The organism is Aeromicrobium sp. JP4 (assembly GCF_054957925.1).
Genome location: NZ_CM143290.1, coordinates 1,078,478 through 1,093,733, shown reverse-complemented (window position 1 = coordinate 1,093,733; position 15,256 = coordinate 1,078,478). Strand labels below are relative to the sequence as shown.

The 15,256-nt window shown below is 69.9% G+C and carries 20 protein-coding genes; 9 read left to right on the top strand and 11 right to left on the bottom strand.

The window, feature by feature from the left end; genetic code table 11:
- The first annotated feature begins 31 nt into the window (after nucleotides 1-31).
- Nucleotides 32-841 carry a PIG-L deacetylase family protein gene (locus ACY1JX_RS05350; protein WP_462565455.1) on the top strand — a complete coding sequence of 270 codons (810 nt, stop codon included), beginning with the start codon at nucleotides 32-34 and terminating at the stop codon, nucleotides 839-841.
- A 24-nt stretch (nucleotides 842-865) separates the two neighbouring features.
- Here the strand turns inward: ACY1JX_RS05350 and ACY1JX_RS05345 are convergent, their stop codons facing one another.
- Nucleotides 866-1,285, bottom strand: coding sequence for a methyltransferase domain-containing protein (locus ACY1JX_RS05345; RefSeq protein ID WP_462565454.1), 420 nt, complete (start codon nucleotides 1,283-1,285; stop codon nucleotides 866-868).
- Between the two features lie 85 nt (nucleotides 1,286-1,370).
- Between ACY1JX_RS05345 and ACY1JX_RS05340 the strand changes: the two genes are divergently transcribed.
- On the top strand, nucleotides 1,371-1,967 hold the full coding sequence (locus ACY1JX_RS05340; RefSeq protein ID WP_462565453.1) for a malonic semialdehyde reductase: 597 nt from the start codon (nucleotides 1,371-1,373) through the stop codon (nucleotides 1,965-1,967).
- 4 nt (nucleotides 1,968-1,971) lie between these two features.
- Here ACY1JX_RS05340 and ACY1JX_RS05335 read toward each other — a convergent pair whose 3' ends face one another.
- A complete protein-coding gene (locus tag ACY1JX_RS05335; protein WP_462565452.1) occupies nucleotides 1,972-3,036 on the bottom strand; it encodes a tocopherol cyclase family protein in 1,065 nt (354 codons plus the stop codon).
- 143 nt (nucleotides 3,037-3,179) lie between these two features.
- On the opposite strand from ACY1JX_RS05335, the gene ACY1JX_RS05330 reads away from it, so the two are divergent.
- Nucleotides 3,180-4,856 (top strand): ATP-dependent nuclease, encoded by a 1,677-nt coding sequence (locus tag ACY1JX_RS05330; protein ID WP_286929575.1) that lies wholly within the window; start codon nucleotides 3,180-3,182, stop codon nucleotides 4,854-4,856.
- Nucleotides 4,857-4,923: 67 nt separating this feature from the next.
- Nucleotides 4,924-5,220: a DUF2277 domain-containing protein gene (locus ACY1JX_RS05325; protein WP_181755227.1), complete on the top strand. Its 297-nt coding sequence runs from the start codon at nucleotides 4,924-4,926 to the stop codon at nucleotides 5,218-5,220.
- On the opposite strand, the gene ACY1JX_RS05320 is transcribed toward ACY1JX_RS05325, so the two are convergent.
- Nucleotides 5,217-5,696: a hypothetical protein gene (locus tag ACY1JX_RS05320; protein ID WP_286929576.1), complete on the bottom strand. Its 480-nt coding sequence runs from the start codon at nucleotides 5,694-5,696 to the stop codon at nucleotides 5,217-5,219. The two genes, ACY1JX_RS05325 and ACY1JX_RS05320, sit on opposite strands and share 4 nt — an antisense overlap.
- 203 nt (nucleotides 5,697-5,899) lie before the next feature.
- Entirely contained in the window at nucleotides 5,900-6,313 is a 414-nt protein-coding gene (locus ACY1JX_RS05315) for a hypothetical protein (protein ID WP_286929577.1), read from the bottom strand.
- Between the two features lie 77 nt (nucleotides 6,314-6,390).
- On the opposite strand from ACY1JX_RS05315, the gene ACY1JX_RS05310 reads away from it, so the two are divergent.
- Together ACY1JX_RS05310 and ACY1JX_RS05305 are read left to right on the top strand one after the other, a co-directional pair.
- Nucleotides 6,391-7,014 carry a MerR family transcriptional regulator gene (locus ACY1JX_RS05310; RefSeq protein ID WP_462565451.1) on the top strand — a complete coding sequence of 208 codons (624 nt, stop codon included), beginning with the start codon at nucleotides 6,391-6,393 and terminating at the stop codon, nucleotides 7,012-7,014.
- Nucleotides 7,004-7,522, top strand: a complete 519-nt coding sequence (locus ACY1JX_RS05305) for a DinB family protein (protein ID WP_462565450.1) — start codon at nucleotides 7,004-7,006, stop codon at nucleotides 7,520-7,522. Before ACY1JX_RS05310 ends, ACY1JX_RS05305 begins: the two co-directional genes overlap by 11 nt.
- Before the next feature lie 19 nt (nucleotides 7,523-7,541).
- On the opposite strand, the gene ACY1JX_RS05300 is transcribed toward ACY1JX_RS05305, so the two are convergent.
- Nucleotides 7,542-8,297 carry a glycoside hydrolase family 16 protein gene (locus tag ACY1JX_RS05300; protein WP_462565449.1) on the bottom strand — a complete coding sequence of 252 codons (756 nt, stop codon included), beginning with the start codon at nucleotides 8,295-8,297 and terminating at the stop codon, nucleotides 7,542-7,544.
- Nucleotides 8,298-8,335: 38 nt separating this feature from the next.
- Between ACY1JX_RS05300 and ACY1JX_RS05295 the strand changes: the two genes are divergently transcribed.
- The gene (locus ACY1JX_RS05295; RefSeq protein ID WP_462565448.1) at nucleotides 8,336-8,980 is read left to right on the top strand and encodes a M23 family metallopeptidase; all 645 of its coding nucleotides are present in this window, start codon (nucleotides 8,336-8,338) and stop codon (nucleotides 8,978-8,980) included.
- Nucleotides 8,981-8,986: 6 nt separating this feature from the next.
- On the opposite strand, the gene ACY1JX_RS05290 is transcribed toward ACY1JX_RS05295, so the two are convergent.
- The 5 genes from ACY1JX_RS05290 to ACY1JX_RS05270 all read right to left on the bottom strand — a co-directional run bounded on the left by ACY1JX_RS05290 (nucleotide 8,987) and on the right by ACY1JX_RS05270 (nucleotide 13,097).
- On the bottom strand, nucleotides 8,987-9,223 hold the full coding sequence (locus tag ACY1JX_RS05290) for a hypothetical protein (protein ID WP_181755238.1): 237 nt from the start codon (nucleotides 9,221-9,223) through the stop codon (nucleotides 8,987-8,989).
- 61 nt (nucleotides 9,224-9,284) lie between these two features.
- Complete coding sequence (locus ACY1JX_RS05285) at nucleotides 9,285-10,121, bottom strand: sigma-70 family RNA polymerase sigma factor (protein WP_462565447.1); 837 nt, start codon at nucleotides 10,119-10,121, stop codon at nucleotides 9,285-9,287.
- Between the two features lie 65 nt (nucleotides 10,122-10,186).
- Nucleotides 10,187-10,564 carry a PNPOx family protein gene (locus ACY1JX_RS05280; RefSeq protein ID WP_462565446.1) on the bottom strand — a complete coding sequence of 126 codons (378 nt, stop codon included), beginning with the start codon at nucleotides 10,562-10,564 and terminating at the stop codon, nucleotides 10,187-10,189.
- Nucleotides 10,565-10,575: 11 nt separating this feature from the next.
- Complete coding sequence (locus ACY1JX_RS05275; RefSeq protein WP_462565445.1) at nucleotides 10,576-12,183, bottom strand: ABC transporter permease; 1,608 nt, start codon at nucleotides 12,181-12,183, stop codon at nucleotides 10,576-10,578.
- Nucleotides 12,180-13,097 carry an ABC transporter ATP-binding protein gene (locus ACY1JX_RS05270; protein WP_462565444.1) on the bottom strand — a complete coding sequence of 306 codons (918 nt, stop codon included), beginning with the start codon at nucleotides 13,095-13,097 and terminating at the stop codon, nucleotides 12,180-12,182. Before ACY1JX_RS05270 ends, ACY1JX_RS05275 begins: the two co-directional genes overlap by 4 nt.
- 117 nt (nucleotides 13,098-13,214) lie before the next feature.
- Between ACY1JX_RS05270 and ACY1JX_RS05265 the strand changes: the two genes are divergently transcribed.
- A complete protein-coding gene (locus ACY1JX_RS05265; RefSeq protein WP_462565443.1) occupies nucleotides 13,215-14,432 on the top strand; it encodes a DUF6544 family protein in 1,218 nt (405 codons plus the stop codon).
- Here ACY1JX_RS05265 and ACY1JX_RS05260 read toward each other — a convergent pair.
- Nucleotides 14,323-14,664: a YciI family protein gene (locus tag ACY1JX_RS05260; protein WP_462565442.1), complete on the bottom strand. Its 342-nt coding sequence runs from the start codon at nucleotides 14,662-14,664 to the stop codon at nucleotides 14,323-14,325. The two genes, ACY1JX_RS05265 and ACY1JX_RS05260, sit on opposite strands and share 110 nt — an antisense overlap.
- A 107-nt stretch (nucleotides 14,665-14,771) precedes the next feature.
- On the opposite strand from ACY1JX_RS05260, the gene ACY1JX_RS05255 reads away from it, so the two are divergent.
- Entirely contained in the window at nucleotides 14,772-15,248 is a 477-nt protein-coding gene (locus ACY1JX_RS05255; protein ID WP_462565441.1) for a nucleoside deaminase, read from the top strand.
- Nucleotides 15,249-15,256: the final 8 nt, after the last annotated feature.

Below are 15,256 nucleotides of genomic sequence, written 5' to 3'. Positions count from 1 at the left end.
CATCGGCCCCGGCCGGGCGTACGCTCCGAGGATGAGCGCCGATGAGCTGCTTCCACCCCTCCCGTCCGATGCCTTCGAGCGCGTCCTGTGCGTCGTCGCGCACCCCGACGACGTCGAGTACGGCACGTCGTCCGCGGTCGCGCGGTGGACGAGCGAGGGCGTCGACGTCGCCTACCTGCTGCTGACCCGCGGCGAGGCCGGCATGGACGCGCTGTCGCCGAAGGAGACGGCCGAGCTGCGCCAGAAAGAGCAGATCGAGGCGTCGAAGATCGTGGGCGTCTCGGACGTCCAGTTCCTCGACTATCCCGACGGGATCCTCGAGTACTCACTGGCGATGCGCCGGGACATCTCGATCGCGATTCGGCGTTTCCGGCCCGACGCGGTGCTGGTGGGCTCGTGGGAGGTCGAGTTCGTGGCCGGGCTGAACCAGGCCGACCACCGCGTCGCCGGACTGGCGGCCCTCGACGCGCTGCGCGACGCCGGCAACCGGTGGGTGTTCCCCGAGCTGCTCTCGGAGGGGCTCGAGCCGTGGTCGCCGCGCTGGCTCCTCGTCTCCGGCGACTCGGCGCCGACTCACGGCGTCGACGTCACGGGGGAGCCCCTCGAGAAGGGGATCGCGTCGCTCGAGGCGCACGGTCAGTACCTCGCGGGCATCGAGGGGCACCCGCCGCCGCGACCCATGATCACGGGCATCACCAAGATGCAGGGACGGCGGGTGGGCGTCGCGCACGCCGTGCTGTTCCGCGCCTTCGACTTCCACGCCCCGCCGCCGATCGCGCGCGAGGCGATGGAGCTGGGTGGAGGGGCTTCATCCGAGGAACCTCCGCTGGGCCTGAGCTGACTGAGACGGGGATGCCCGAAGCGGTCACGCCCAGACCCGGCCGTCGACGTAGAACGGCGCGCCGGGGACCGTCGCCGCGGTGATCGCCTCGAGGGCGGCTGCTGCGACGGCGGGCTGGCGTCCGTCGAAGGCGCCCACGCGGTTGGCGACAGCGAGGTCGTACGGGGGCTCGCCGGGCTCGAGAGCGAACGCCTCCACGGGTGAGCACCTGACGCCCAGCAGACCGTCGCGGATCTCGGCTGCGCAGGCCCGTTCGGTGGCCGCGGTGCCGCGTTCGGACCGGTCGACGACGAGGACGAACCCGGTCGGCGCCACGCGCTCGGCGATGGCGCGGGCGAGGGGGCCGGGCGCTCCGCCGATCTCGAGGACGCGCCGCCCGGGCCGCAGCGGCAGCACGTCGAGGACCTCCGCGAGACGCGACGACAGCTTCGGGCTGGGGTCCATGACGTCATCCTCGCAGCCCTCGACGTGAGCGGAGACACGCTCCGGACGTGGAATCCTCGGCTCGGCGTGGCGCGTTAGTTGAAATGTGAACAATTCTCTGCGACTGTCCCCCGAAGCCCAGGACCTGCTGTTCCGTGAGGCCCGCACCGCCAACTCCTTCACCGACGAGCCGGTGACCGACGAGCAGGTCGCGGCCATCCAGGACCTCGTGAAGTTCGGGCCGACCGCGATGAACTGCCAGCCCCTGCGCGTCGTGCTGATCCGCAGCGACGAGGCGCGCTCGCGTCTGCTCAAGCACATGGCGGACGGCAACCGCGACAAGACGGCGTCCGCGCCGCTGGTGGCCGTGCTGGCCGCCGACACGAACTTCAACGAGCACCTGCCCACCGTCTTCCCGCACGCGGAGGGCGCCAAGGACTGGTTCCCGGACGCGGACGCCCGTGAGGCCACCGCGCGCTTCAACGCCGCCATCCAGGTGGGCTACTTCGTGATGGGCGTGCGCGCCGCCGGCCTGGCCGCGGGCCCGATGACCGGGTTCGACGCCGCCGGCATCGACGAGGACCTGCTGGCCGGCACCGGCTACAAGTCGATGGTCGTCGTGAACATCGGCCACCCCGGCGAGAACGCCTGGTTCGACCGCCTGCCGCGCCTCGAGCACGAGCAGGTCGTCACCGCGCTCTGAGCCGTCAGGGGAGCGGGCGGGACGTCGGGGGAGCGTCCTCGGCGTCCGGCCCGTGACCCCGGCGCGTGACCTCGGCGCGCGCCCGGTCGATGCCGCCGTGCTCGAGCGCGGCGACGTGTGACTCGCCCTCCCACACGACGCTGCCCCGGTGCCGCACCGTGACGCGCATGTGCGCGCCGAGGTGCTCGATCGCGCCGGGCACGTTGCGCCGTTCGAGGGGGAGCGGCACCGGCAGCACGTGGGCACTGGCGAGGCTGCCCGATCCCTCGATGTCGATGCGCCACCGCGCGCTGCGGCCGTGGAGGGACCAGCGCTCGTCGGTGACCTCCGCGTGGACCGGTGAGACGACCGGGTCGCCGAGGCGGATCACCGAGCCGTCGGGCAGCCGCACGACCACGGCCGTGACGGTGGTGCGCAGCGGCCCCGCGGTGACCTCGCCGCCGGCGAACGCGACGCACACCGTCGGGTCGGCGAAACCCTGCGCCTGGCCCCACCACCACGAGTCGGGGAACCCGCCCTTGCCCCAGTTCTTCTCCGCGTAGACCGACCAGCCGTCGAGCTCCCAGGTCTCGTCGCCGACCACGGCCGTGCCGTGCGCGGACCCGCCGAGCAGCCACGGGTGCCAGTACTGGTTGAGCCCGGGGACCGACTGGAAGATGCTCGACCCGCCGAAGCTGCGCCGCGGCCAGGGCACGGGGTTCGTGATCCGGACGTCGAGTCGCGCGTTGGGCGCGAGGTCGACCCGCAGGCTGTCGGTGGTGCCGCGGAACACGTCGCCCGAGGTCACGCCCAGCTCGTGTTCGTCGGCTTGGCCCTCGGGGTGGGTCGTGGTGTGGAGGAAGCCGTTCGGGTGCGCCGCGAGCCCGAGCGTCGACCACGTCCCGTCGGCCGCCCGGTTCACCCCGTTGAGCGCGATCACCACGCGTCCAGATGCGGGATCGGTGAACCGCCAGAAGTAGCCCTCCATCGCAACCCCGTGCGCAGGCAGCGGATCCCCGAACGGCCGGTCCGCCCCGCTGGCCCGGTACGCGTGCTGTATGGATCCGAGGGCACGACGCAGCAGAGTCATGACTGCACTATCGCCGCGGTTGTGGAATGCGACAACTTCCCGCGATGCGCCGGCCGCGCACTGCTGGTGGGACTCGCCCGCCTCTCGCATACGGCCCGTCGAAGTTTCCATTCGGTGGCCCCAAATCTGAGAGAGTTTGTCCCGTGGAGCTTCTCACCGGAATCGGAACCGCAGGATTTCGCAGTTTTTCGCAGGAGGCTCCACAGTTCTTCAGCGGTCTTGGGAGCGTGAACTTCCTGGCCGGGCGCAACAACTCGGGCAAGTCGAACGTGCTTCGGCTACTCCTTCGACTCGCGCCCACTGAGGAACACGCAATCGAAGCAATCGACTACTACGGGGCTGCTGAGGCGCAGCCCATAGCGGTCTTCGTAGAGTGCACTGAGGATCGACTTCAGCAACGACTTAGCGACCGCGGTGTTCCAGATCATCTCTGGCAGGCCTTCGCCAACTCTGCGATGAATCGCTTCGGGGACGGTTCAATCTGGGTCCCATACGAACTTACGTCCCGCGGTCTGGGGCTGCGGGAGTCGCTGTTGGCGGAGGCTCAGAGGGGGATGTCGCGGCAGTCGCTTTCTGAGATTTCGTCAGCGTTGACTCATCAAGGAGGCGGAGGTGAGACCGACGACCTACAGCGAATTGTCAATCACCTGAACTTCGTCGATCTAGTGCCGAAGGTTGCGTTCGTCCCAGCGTCCCGCCAGGTTCGAGAGGGCGCCAGCCTTGGCCCGGATGGGTCTGGGATAGTCCGTGGCCTGCAGAGACTCAAGGATCCAACACTTGAACTTGCGTCAGAACGTCTCGCCTTCGAGGACGTCGAGCGCTTCGTTCGAACTGTGCTTGAGGACGAGCAGGTGGCTATTGAGATCCCACACGACGCTAGTCAGATCCTCATTCGGCAGGGAGGAATGCTGCTCCCGCTCTCGAGCATGGGTTCTGGAGTCGAACAAGTGGTCATTCTTGCGGCGGCCGTGGCACTAATGCCAGAGGCGCTCATTCTGATGGAGGAGCCGGAGGTCTATCTACACCCGCGGCTGCAACGGAAGTTAGTCAGGCATCTTGCTCAGCAACACAACAATCAATTTCTAATCGCTACCCACTCGGCACACATGTTGGATCACGACGATGCATGCATCTTCCACCTCACCAAGGAAGTAGGCCGAACTGAGGTTGCGCTCGCAACGTCGGCGAGCGAACGCTTTGGAATATGTGATGATTTGGGTTATCAAGCTTCGGACCTTCTCCAGTCAAACGCGGTGATCTGGGTCGAAGGACCGTCTGACCGTACGTACATCCGTCACTGGATCTCGATCCTCGCGCCCGAGCTTTCTGAACACGTCGACTACTCAATTATGTTCTTTGGTGGCGCATTGATGAGTCACCTCTCCGGGCTTAATCCCGATCTCTCCGTTCGCGCGGTCGAGCAGTTCATCTCCCTTCGACGCTTAAACCAAAACATGTACCTCGTGCTGGACTCCGACAAGAAAAAGCCGCGTCAACGCGTAAATGTCACCAAGCAACGGCTAATCGCGGAAATGGATGCTGGTGCCGGCATCTGGGTCAGCAAGGGCTACACGATAGAGAACTACGTGCCTCACGAACTTCTTAATGAGAGCTTGCTGAAAGTGCACCCGGCGGCCAAACCCCGGTGGGCGGGGGAGCAATATGAGAATCCCCTCGCAAACGTGGGCATCAAGGCGAGCAAGTCTGCCGTAGCCCGCGAAGTTGTCGCTCGATGGGACGAATTGACGCCCATGAGTGCTGAACTCTCAGCTCAGATCAGGAAAATCGTTGCCTTTATTCGAAGGTCGAACGAATCCTGACGTCGCTCACCTTCCAGGAGGAACGTGCGTGCCTGCAATGATCGGGAGTCGGGGTTACCGTCGGAGCATGTGCCGAAACATCAGGGTGCTCCACAACTTCGAGCCCGCGACGACCGATGACGAGGTGCGCGAGGCCGCGCTGCAGTTCGTGCGGAAGGTCAGCGGGTCGACGCGGCCCTCGCAGGCCAACGCGGAGGCGTTCGAGCGGGCGATCGACGAGATCGCGGAGGCGACGCGGCGGCTGCTCGACGACCTCGTGACGAAGGCGCCGCCGAAGAGTCGCGAGCTCGAGGCGATCAAGGGGCGCGAGCGTCACGAGAAGCGGATGGAGCGCGAGGTCCGGAACCGGACCGCGACCGCCTAGGCCGAACTCGTCGCCGTGTCGTGCACCAGGTGGTGCCACACAAGGGCGTGCCCGAGTGCGACCAGGAGGACGAGCAGGAGCGCCTCGGCCTGGATCGGGCGCAGGCCCACGAGGTCGGCGGCGCCGGGGAAGACACCCATGAGCGCCACCAGCACGTAGACGGCAATGGAGCCGGCCCGGATCGCGGTGAGGGCGGGCTCGTGGTCGGAGGTGAGCAGCCGCACCGTCGCCAGGCAGCCGGCCGCGGCGATGACGATGAAGCTGACCCTCCAGATGGCGGGCTGCTCCACGCCGCCGACCTGCGCGAACAGTCCCATCAGTGCCGGCAGCAGGAACGCGAGGTAGACCCCGCCGATCGCGCGGCGGCGGACCGGGTCGCCCACCCAACTGGTGTCGCGCAGCGTCACGCCCCACCACAGCCCGACCAGCGTGAAGCAGGTGGCGGAGAAGACCGCGTAGAACGTGTTGACATCCATCGTGTCTCCCCCGGAGCGCTCAGCCCCAGTGTGGCGCGACCTCGGCCACTTGGACAGACCCATGCCCTCGGAGAGGTGCAGGTGAGGGCGCTGCCTCCCTGAGTAGCGCCCCCACCGCACCGGTCCTGAAGGACCTCCCACGAAGTACCCCGACAGGACGCGAGTCAACGCGGGAAGCACCATCCAGTTCAGAGCGCCCGGGTTCAGGCCGTCAGCAACCCGACGCCGAGGGTGGCGAGACTGACCGCCAGCAGGAGGCCACCGGCGAAGACGAGAAGGATCAGCCGGTTCGGCTCGGTGCGACCGCGGCCCATCGAGGCGAAGAAGAAGCCGCCCGGCATGAGCAGTGCCGACACCGCGACGCCGGTGCGCGCGAGCCACTCCCAGATGCCGGTGAGCTCGGTGGCGTCGACGAACGGCTGGCAGACCAGCGCGAGCACCAGCAGCACGCCGGCGTGCGCGTGACCGGCGCGGGCGAACTTCTCCTGGAACGGTGTGGCGCGCTCGCGACCCGTGACGATGCGGACCATGTAGAGGCCGCCCGTCTCGACGGTCACGAGCGCGAGGAAGAGGATGCCGGCCAGTTGACGGGAGGCGTCGGAGAGCAGGGGTTCCATGGGGACTCCAATGTTCGGATAGTGGAACTATCCCATTTATTGGAGACCTTGACTATCCCATCTGTCAAGATGTCGTCATGCGCCTCGCCGAACTCTCCGCACGCAGCGGGCTGCCGACCGCGACGATCAAGTACTACCTCCGAGCGGGTCTCGTCCCACCCGGCGCCACGGAGGGCGCCACGTGGGCGCGCTACGACGAGTCGCACCTGCGGCGGTTGCGCCTGGTCCGCGCCCTCACTGATGTGGCCGGGCTGGCGCTCGACGAGGTCCGCGCCGTGGTCGCCGCGCTTGACGCGTCCGGATCGCTGCACGAGGCGCGCGGCGTGACGCAGTGGCACCTGTCGGCGCCCGTGCAGGACGAGCCGTCCGATGAGTCGCGGCGGCAGGTGGATGCCCTGCTCGCCCGGCGCGGCTGGGACCTCGAGCCCGACAGCCCGCACCGCCGAACCCTTGCGGCCGCGCTCGACACCGTCGACGAGCTCGACTTCCCGGCGACCGACGAGGTGCTGGACGCCTACGCCGAGGCCGCCGCGACCGTGGCGGCCGTAGACGTCCCACGGGTCGCCAGCGAGACCGATCCGATCGTCGCCGCGGAGAAGCTCATCGTCGGCACCCTGCTCTACGAGCCCGTGCTGACGACGCTGCGGCGGATGGCGCACGAGGCGGGCTCGGGCGTGTCATCGTGGACGGGTGGAAGCTGAATTCCCGGGCCCGTCCCTCCCCGCCGACTCACGAGCGGATGTCCTGATCCGCTACCTCGACTACTTCCGGGACCGTGTGATGGCGAAGACCGAGGGTCTCGACGAGGACGAGCGACGACGCAGCCGTCTGTCGTCCGGGTGGACCCCGATCGAACTCGTCAAACACCTCACGTTCGTGGAGCTGCGCTGGCTGGAATGGTCCTTCGAGGGCCGCGAGGTCGACGCGCCGTGGGGTGACCGACTCCACCACGAGCGGGACCAGCCCTGGCACGTGGCACCGGATGAGGCCACCGAGGACGTCATCGCTGCGCTGGCGACGCAAGGTGCACGCAGCCGAGCCGTGATCGCGGCCCACGACCTGGCCGACGTCGGCCGCCCCGGGCCGCACTGGAGAGGGGAGCCCGCCACGCTCGAACGCGTCCTGCTCCACCTCATCCAGGAGTACGCGCGCCACCTCGGGCACCTCGACATCGTGGCCGAGCTCGCCGGTGAGCCTGTCGGGGAGTAGCCCGGTTCTCGTTGTCGTGTCAGGCCGTCTCGCGGATGCGGTCGACGACGAGCGTGGGCACGTGATCGGGGTCGGCGCCGGGCGCGCGCTCGGGGAAGTCGAAGACCGCGAGGATCACCTGCATCGGGTAGGCCGGCGGGCTTGCACAGGTGCGCAGCGGCTCGCCGTCGACCGAGAAGCGGACCTCGTCGGTGGTCCAGTCGAAGGCGTACGTGTGGAACTCGGTGACGTCGATCGGCAGCCGCGTCGTCGCGAAGTCCTCGGGAACGTCAGGGTCGCGGAAGGCGTGCAGACCGGCGCCCACCTCCGCGGAGCCCGCCTGGAGCGTGTCGCCGAAGACCTCGAACAGGCAGATCTCGGACGACTCGCGGGGGTCGAGCTCGCGGCCCACGAGCCAGCACGAGGCCATCGAGCGCGGCGACAGGTCCATCCGCGCCACCACCTCGAGCGACGCGAGCCTCGGGGTCCAGCCCCAGAACGTCTCCTGCTCCTCCCGCACCGTCAGGCCCTCGCGGAACGGCTGCTGGCCGATCGTGCTGCCGACGGGCCCCGAGTGGTTACCGGTCTGCACGCCCGAGACGCGCAGCGCCGGCCGGTGGTCGTCGGCGCACCACAGACCCTGGTCAGGCCCGATGCGCAGGGTCAGGCAGGAGTCAGCGACCTCGAAGTCCGCCGCGGTGGTCGCGAGCGAGCTCCACGCCGGGAGGTAGTGGGGGAGCCAGGCCGATCGGTCGAGGCCCGGCCCGTCGAAGTCGTCGTCGAAGGCACTCGGCATGCCTCATGGTGCACGCGCCAGGTGCCAGAGTGGAAGTCATGACGGACGGTCAGGTCGCGCCCATCGAGCTGGCGTATCCCTTCACCGGCCGGTGGCTGGCCCGCAACAGCCCCGCGCGGCGCGTGCCGAGCCACGGCACCCACCTGATGGGGACGACCTACGCGATCGACTTCATCGCGGTGGACGAGCGGGGCAGGTCCGCGCCGTGGAGCTGGCGCGCGGCGGTGGCCACCGAGCCTCCCGAGGGCTTCGTCGGGTTCGGCCGCCCGATCCTGGCGCCGTGCTCGGGTCGTGTGGTGATCGCCCACGACGGCGAGCCCGACCACGAGGCGCGACGGTCCGCGCCGACGCTGCTCGGGTATGCCCTCACGCAGGCGCGGCGCGTGCGGGGCGGTGCCGCGGCGATCGCCGGCAACCACCTGGTGATCGCGGTGGGGGAGGGTGGACCGTTCGTCCTGCTCGCGCACCTGCGGCAGGGGTCGGTACGGGTGGCCGCCGGTGACGAGGTCGTCGAGGGCCGCGCGGTGGGCGCCTGCGGCAACTCGGGCAACAGCACCCAGCCGCACGTGCACCTCCAGGTGACGGACAGCCTCGAGTGGAACGTGGCCAGGGGACTGCCGCTGGCGTTCCGAGGGCCGGACGGCCCCACCCTCCCGGGCGAGTCCGAGATCGTGACTGCGTGACCCGCGTCAGTCCTCGGGCAGCTCGGCGAACTTCTTCTTCATGTCGTTGTACCAACCGAGCGACTTCTTCGGGTGGCGCCAACGCCCCTTCATGGCGTCGCGCGCCTCCTGGTGAGTGGCGTCACCGGCCTTCTCGGCGGCCTTCAGGTGCTTGTCCTGGGCATTGATCACGGCGTCGGCGTCCTCGCCGCGGTGGGCGTGGTCGCAGGGTCCGCCGAGGTCGCGGCAGGTCATGGTCTTCATGGTGTTCTCCTTCGTTGGGCCTTCATCTGTCTGACGAGTGGGAGGGCGTCGGTGTGACCGATCAGCCCCGGGGATCTGCGCCGTCGCGGCGCTGCACCGTCTCCAGCACCTCGGGGGCGGCGCGGAACGTGATGGCCTGCACGAGGCCGTCGCGGACGGTGAAGTCGAAGACGACCTGCGCGGCTCCCTTGAGGAACCACGCGGTGCCGGGCCGGTCCTCGACGAAGACGGGCAGGGCCGCGTGGGCGCTGCCGTTGAAGAACGCGGCCACCTCGCCGCGCCCCTCGATGCGCTCGGGCGTGCCGACCAGGATCGCCGCGTCGTCCGCCGAGACGAGCGCGTCGGGCGCCAGCAGCTGCAGCAGGCGGTCGAACTCGCCGTTCCTCGCCGCGGCCATGAACGCGTCCACGACCTCCCAGTCGGTGAGGCTGTCCTCGGGCCGCGGCTGGGTCACCTTGGCGCGGGCGCGCGAGGCGAGCTTGCGCGCCGCCGCCGGCGTGGTGTCCAGGACCGCGGCGATCGTGCCGAACTCGAAGCCGAAGCTGTCGTGCAGCACGAAGGCGACCCGCTCGCGCGGGGCCAGCCGCTCGAGCACGACGCTGAGCGCGATCCCGACGGTGTCGGCCAGAGCGACGTCGTCGGCCGGGTCGCCCTCGGTCTCGCCGGGGTCGACGTCCTCCCACGGCACCGGGGTGCGGGACTTCAGCCGGTCGAGGCAGAGCCGCGTGGTGACGGTGGTCAGCCAGGCGGGCAGGTCGTCGATCGGGGTCTCGTTGCGGTGCAGGCGCAGCCACGCCTGCTGGACGATGTCCTGCGCCTCGGCCGGGTCGCCGAGCACGCGCCCGGCGACCGCGACGAGGCGTGGTCGCTCCGCCTCGAACTGTTCGGTCTGCTCCACGGCGTCCACCCTTCCATCTCGTTCGTTCACCCCGTTGACGATCGGGACGTGCCGGATGTGACCGATCAGAGCGGAGTCGTCGTGAACTCGAGGAAGTCGTGGACGTCCATGGCGCGCAGGATCGCGGCGATAGGCGCGGGCACGTCGGCGTGGGCGTCGGTGCGCCTGCGCGGGTCGGAGATCACGTACCTGCGTCCGGCGCGGACCATCTCACCCTGGCCTGCTGCGAGCAGGTTGAGCGCCCAGTTCGGGTCGTGCCCGTAGGTGAGCGCCACGATGTGGCCCCGACCCGTGGCGAAGGCCAGCACCGGCGCCTCGAACGTGCGGCCGGTGCGCCGGCCGAAGTGCCGCAGCACCACCAGCGGGGGCACCTTTCTCGCGAGCGGCAGCATGTACGGGTTGAGGACCCGGGGAAGGGCGGGGAACCGGCCGAGGAAGGGCATGGACTCTCCTGTCAGGTGCTGTCGATGTCACGCCGGCGGAAGCCGGCGAAGCCGATGGTGGTGAACACGGCGATGAAGCCGACGAGCCAGGCCAGGCCGCTCCACTCCGGCGACGCGGACGTCACGTCGGGGACGTGGCGCAGCGGGCTGATGTCGAGCACCCAGTCCCACAGGTTGAACGTCGGGCCGAGGATGGTGAGGCCGAAGGTGGCCACCACGCCGAGCCAGCCGACGAGGCGCTTCGACGGTGCCGCGCCCACCACGGCGAGCGCGAGCGCGACCAGCACCCACACGCCCGGGATCGTCGCGGCGGCCTGCGCCACCACGTCGACGAACTCCACGGTCTCGTCCTCCGCCGAGGCGACGAGGCCGAGCGTGGTGCCCGCGACCAGCATCGCCACGGCCGTGGAGCCGAACGCCACGAGCGCGTTGCTGGCCAGGTAGGTCGGCCGCCGCAGCGGCGTGGCCAGCAGCGGGTCGACCCGGACGTCCGTCTCCTCGGCATGGATCCGCAGCACGACCTGCACGCCCATGGCGGCGGCGATGATCGCGATGATCTGCAGGATCGTCAGGAGGAACGCGAAGGTCAGGCTGCCCACGCCGCTCGCGGCGAGCACGACGCCGACGGCCGGGTTCTCGGCGATGAGGTCGCCGATCGAGGTGGCGATGGTGCCGAAGAGCAGGCCCAGCCCGGCGAAGCCGATCAACCAGGCAGCGAGCAGGCCGCGGTGGAGCCTGAAGGCCAGACCCCACGCGCTGCCGGCGAGCCCGGCGCGTGCCGGGCCGGGTCGGGTGGCGACCATGCCCTGGCCGAAGTCCCGGTGTCCCTGCAGGACGAACGCCGCGAGGACGAGCAGCACGGCGAAGACCAGTGCCAGCAGCAGCGGCCACGGGTCGTTCTCCGTGGCGGGCCGGGTCTCCTCGAGCCACCCGAGCGGCGTGAGCCACGTGACCCAGTCGGGGAAGTCGCTCGAGTCGATGTAGCCGCGCAGGACGTAGAGGACGCCGAGCGTGCCCACCGCCATGCTGCTCGCCGTCCGCGCCTCGGAGGCGAGCTGCGACGTCACCGCCGCGACGCTCGCGAACATCAGCGCCGACACGGTGAAGCTGGCCGAGAGGATCAGGGTCGGCACCACACCACCACCGCAGAGCAGCGTGACGACGAAGCAGAACACGCCCAGCGCGACGGCGGCGATGGCGGCCATGAGCACGGCGACGGCGAGTCGGGAGTGACGCGCGATCACCCCGGACGCGATGAGCTCGGCCTGCCCGGAGTCCTCGTTGGCGCGGCTGTTGCGCACCACGATGAGGATCGCCATCAGCCCGGCGAAGAACGCGCCCAGCTGGCCGGCACGCCAGGCGTTGAACCCGTCGGCCGTCATCAGGTCGCGTGCCGGGCCGAAGACGAGTGACAGGGCGGGGTTCGACCCGAGTGTGGCCGCCAGCGCGCGACGGTCGTCGGCGTCGGGGAACACCCACGCATAGGCCAGGATCGACGACGCCGACAGCACCGAGATCAGCACGACCCACGGCGCGATGAGGCGGGCGTCCTGGTGCAGCGAGACCTTGAGCAGCGTCCCGGTCCCGGTCAGCGGCGAAGTCCTGACGGCGGTCGTCATCGGGCGTCCTCACCGGTGTCGCCGTACTGCCGCAGGAACAGGTCCTCGAGCGATGCGGGCGACACCGTCAGCGCCGTCATCCCGAGCTCGGTCAGTGCGGCCATCGCCTCGTTGATGCGGGCCGGCTCGACCGTGGCGGTCAATCGTTGGTGCTCGTCGAGGTGAACGTCGTGGAGGACATCGAGCCGCTCGTGCGGCACGCTCGACAGCGTGGCGCTGATCGTGAGACGCGTCTGCCCGCGGAGGTCGTCGAGCGTCCCGGTCTGGACGACCCGCCCGGCGCGGATGATGCTCACGCGGTCGGCGAGTGCCTCGACCTCGCTCATGATGTGGCTCGACAGCAGGATCGTGCGGCCGCGCGCCTTCTCCTGCGCGATCTCGTCCTGGAACACCGCCTCCATGAGCGGGTCGAGGCCGGACGTCGGCTCGTCGAGGATCAGCAGCTCGACGTCGGCCGCGAGCGCCGCCACGATGGCCACCTTCTGCCGGTTGCCCTTGGAGTACTGACGTCCCTTCTTCGTGGGGTCCAGCTCGAAGCGCTCGAGCAGGTGCGCGCGTCGTCGCTCGTCCAGGCCGCCGCGCAGGTTGCCGAGCAGGTCGATCGCCTCGCCGCCCGACAGCCCCGGCCACAGCACGACGTCGCCGGGCACGTACGCGAGCCGGCGGTGCAGGGTGACCACGTCGCGCCACGGATCGCCGTCGAGCAGGCGCACGGTGCCCGAGCTCGCGCGCAGCAGGCCGAGCAGGACGCGGATCGTGGTGGACTTGCCGGCTCCGTTCGGGCCGAGGAAGCCGTGGACTTCCCCAGTGGCGACGCTCAGGTCGAGTCCGTCGAGTGCCGGGAACGAACCGAAGCGCTTGACGAGTCCGTCGACGACGATCGCCGGCTCTCCGGACGTGGGGGAGTGGGGCATCGGTCCTCCTCTCGTCCTCCCGTCGATCGTCGTGGACGGGAGCCCGGCTGTACAGGGTGCGCGATCGGTGGCGGGTGACCCGCTGCGGGAGGACAGTGGAGGAAGGGAGTGATCTCGATGACGAATCTCCTTCGGTGGACCGTCGTGGCGCTGGTGACCGTCCACGGCCTGATTCACCTCCTGGCGGCCGCCGAGAGATTCGGGTGGGCCGAGGATCCCACCCTCGAGAAGTCCACCGGACTGGGGCTGCTGTGGCTCGTCGCCGCGATGCTGCTGCTGGTCACGGCCCTCTTCGCCGCCCTCGGACGCGTGGTGGGCTGGTGGCTGCTGGCGGTGGTCGCGGCGGTGGTCTCGCAGGTCGCGATCATGACGTCGTGGGACGTCTCGGGCTCCGGCACCGTGGTCAATGCCTTCCTGCTGGTGGTGGCCGCGTACTCGTTCCTGCTGCGTGGCCCGTTCAGCTTCCACGCGCAGTGGCACCACCAGGTGGAGGAGGCGCTCGCCCAGGCGGACTCCCTCGCTCCGGTGATCACGGAGGAGGACCTCGACGCGCTGCCCGCGCCCGTGGCGGCCTACGTCCGCAGCGCGGGTGCCGTCGGCCGGCCGCGCCCCACGAGCGTGCGGGCCGACTTCACCGGTCGCATCCGCACCGGCCCGGACGCGCCGTGGATGGACTTCACCGGCAAGCAGGTCAACACGTTCGGGTCCGATCCGCGCCGCATCTTCCTCATGGAGGCCAGCCGGTACACGCTGCCGGTGCTCGTGCTGCACAGCTACGCCGGGGCGCGGGCGTCGATGCGGGCCAAGGTGCTCTCGGTGGCCACGGTGCTCGACGCCTCAGGGCCCGAGCTCGACCAGGGGGAGACGGTCACGGTCTTCAACGACCTCGTGGTGCTGGCGCCGGGCGCGATCGTCGGCGCGCCGATCCGGTGGACCCAGGTCGACGACCGTCAGGTGCGCGGCGTCTTCACGAACGGGCGGCAGACGGTGACGGCGGTGCTCACGTTCGACGGGGACCGGCTCGTCAACTTCGTGTCCGACGACCGCTTCAGGGCTTCGGACGACGGGACGGCGTTCATCCCCCAGACCTGGTCGACCCCGCTCGCCGGCCACACCGACGACGAGGGCCACCACGTGGTCTCCTCGGGAGTGGGTCGGTGGCGCGACCCGCGGGGCTGGTTCACGTACGTCGAGATGGAGTTCGAGGACGTCGACCTCGACCCGGTCAGGTCCGGGCGCTCGGCAGGAGCTCGCGCACCTCTTGGTCGCACCGGCAGGCCGCCGCGATCTCGGCGGCCCACTCCAGGGCCTCCTCGTACGTCCGCACCTCGATGAGCGCGAAACCGGCGATGGCGCCGTTCGCGGAGGGCTCGGGACCGTCGACGAGGGTGCGCTCGGGCGTGACGACGGTGGCCTCGGAGTGGTTCTTCAGGCCGCCGCCGAGGATCCAGACGCCGGCGTCCTTGGCCTCGTCCACCACGGCGTGAGCGGCCTTCACCACCTCGGGCAGGTCGGCCTCGGGAACCCGCATCGCACCCTCGACGAACGAGATCAGAAATTTCGCCATCTCACGGTTCCTTCCGGGAGCCACGACCCGTCGGGCTGACAGGCCCCTACTGGCCATTGTGGACCCGGAGGGACTCAGCGGCGTTGAACAGCGTTTACGCTCGCCCCATGACGGACCCGGAGGACGCGCGCTGGCTGAGCATGACGATCGATCTCGCCGTCGAGAACGTCGAGGCCGGCGGCGGTCCGTTCGCCGCCCTCCTGGTGCGTGACGGCGAGGTCGTCGCCACGGGCCAGAACCGGGTCACGCGCGACTTCGACCCCACCGCCCACGCCGAGGTCGTCGCCATCCGTGCGGCGGGCCGGGCGCTCGGCGACTTCTCCCTGGCCGGGCTCACGCTGTACGCGTCGTGCGAGCCGTGCCCGATGTGCCTCGCGGCGTCGCTGTGGGCACGCGTCGACCGGGTCGTGTACGCCGCCGATCGCGACGACGCCGCCGACGGGGGATTCGACGACCGGGAGTTCTACGAGCTGTTCGCCCGGGAACGCGCCACGTGGGGCGTCCCCGTGGTCAGCGCACGCACGGAGGCCGCGTCGCGTCCGTTCGCGGCGTGGCTCGCCCGCGCCGACCGCGTGCGCTACTGAGCCGGCGG

Excerpts from the sequence above, each read along its gene's own strand:
- ACY1JX_RS05350 (WP_462565455.1), top strand. The coding sequence starts at position 32 with ATGAGCGCCGATGAGCTGCTTCCACCCCTCCCGTCCGATGCCTTCGAG.
- ACY1JX_RS05345 (WP_462565454.1), bottom strand. The coding sequence starts at position 1,285 with ATGGACCCCAGCCCGAAGCTGTCGTCGCGTCTCGCGGAGGTCCTCGAC.
- ACY1JX_RS05335 (WP_462565452.1), bottom strand. The coding sequence starts at position 3,036 with ATGACTCTGCTGCGTCGTGCCCTCGGATCCATACAGCACGCGTACCGG.
- ACY1JX_RS05325 (WP_181755227.1), top strand. The coding sequence starts at position 4,924 with ATGTGCCGAAACATCAGGGTGCTCCACAACTTCGAGCCCGCGACGACC.
- ACY1JX_RS05320 (WP_286929576.1), bottom strand. The coding sequence starts at position 5,696 with ATGGATGTCAACACGTTCTACGCGGTCTTCTCCGCCACCTGCTTCACG.
- ACY1JX_RS05315 (WP_286929577.1), bottom strand. The coding sequence starts at position 6,313 with ATGGAACCCCTGCTCTCCGACGCCTCCCGTCAACTGGCCGGCATCCTC.
- ACY1JX_RS05310 (WP_462565451.1), top strand. The coding sequence starts at position 6,391 with ATGCGCCTCGCCGAACTCTCCGCACGCAGCGGGCTGCCGACCGCGACG.
- ACY1JX_RS05300 (WP_462565449.1), bottom strand. The coding sequence starts at position 8,297 with ATGCCGAGTGCCTTCGACGACGACTTCGACGGGCCGGGCCTCGACCGA.
- ACY1JX_RS05295 (WP_462565448.1), top strand. The coding sequence starts at position 8,336 with ATGACGGACGGTCAGGTCGCGCCCATCGAGCTGGCGTATCCCTTCACC.
- ACY1JX_RS05290 (WP_181755238.1), bottom strand. The coding sequence starts at position 9,223 with ATGAAGACCATGACCTGCCGCGACCTCGGCGGACCCTGCGACCACGCC.
- ACY1JX_RS05280 (WP_462565446.1), bottom strand. The coding sequence starts at position 10,564 with ATGCCCTTCCTCGGCCGGTTCCCCGCCCTTCCCCGGGTCCTCAACCCG.
- ACY1JX_RS05275 (WP_462565445.1), bottom strand. The coding sequence starts at position 12,183 with ATGACGACCGCCGTCAGGACTTCGCCGCTGACCGGGACCGGGACGCTG.
- ACY1JX_RS05270 (WP_462565444.1), bottom strand. The coding sequence starts at position 13,097 with ATGCCCCACTCCCCCACGTCCGGAGAGCCGGCGATCGTCGTCGACGGA.
- ACY1JX_RS05265 (WP_462565443.1), top strand. The coding sequence starts at position 13,215 with ATGACGAATCTCCTTCGGTGGACCGTCGTGGCGCTGGTGACCGTCCAC.
- ACY1JX_RS05260 (WP_462565442.1), bottom strand. The coding sequence starts at position 14,664 with ATGGCGAAATTTCTGATCTCGTTCGTCGAGGGTGCGATGCGGGTTCCC.
- ACY1JX_RS05255 (WP_462565441.1), top strand. The coding sequence starts at position 14,772 with ATGACGGACCCGGAGGACGCGCGCTGGCTGAGCATGACGATCGATCTC.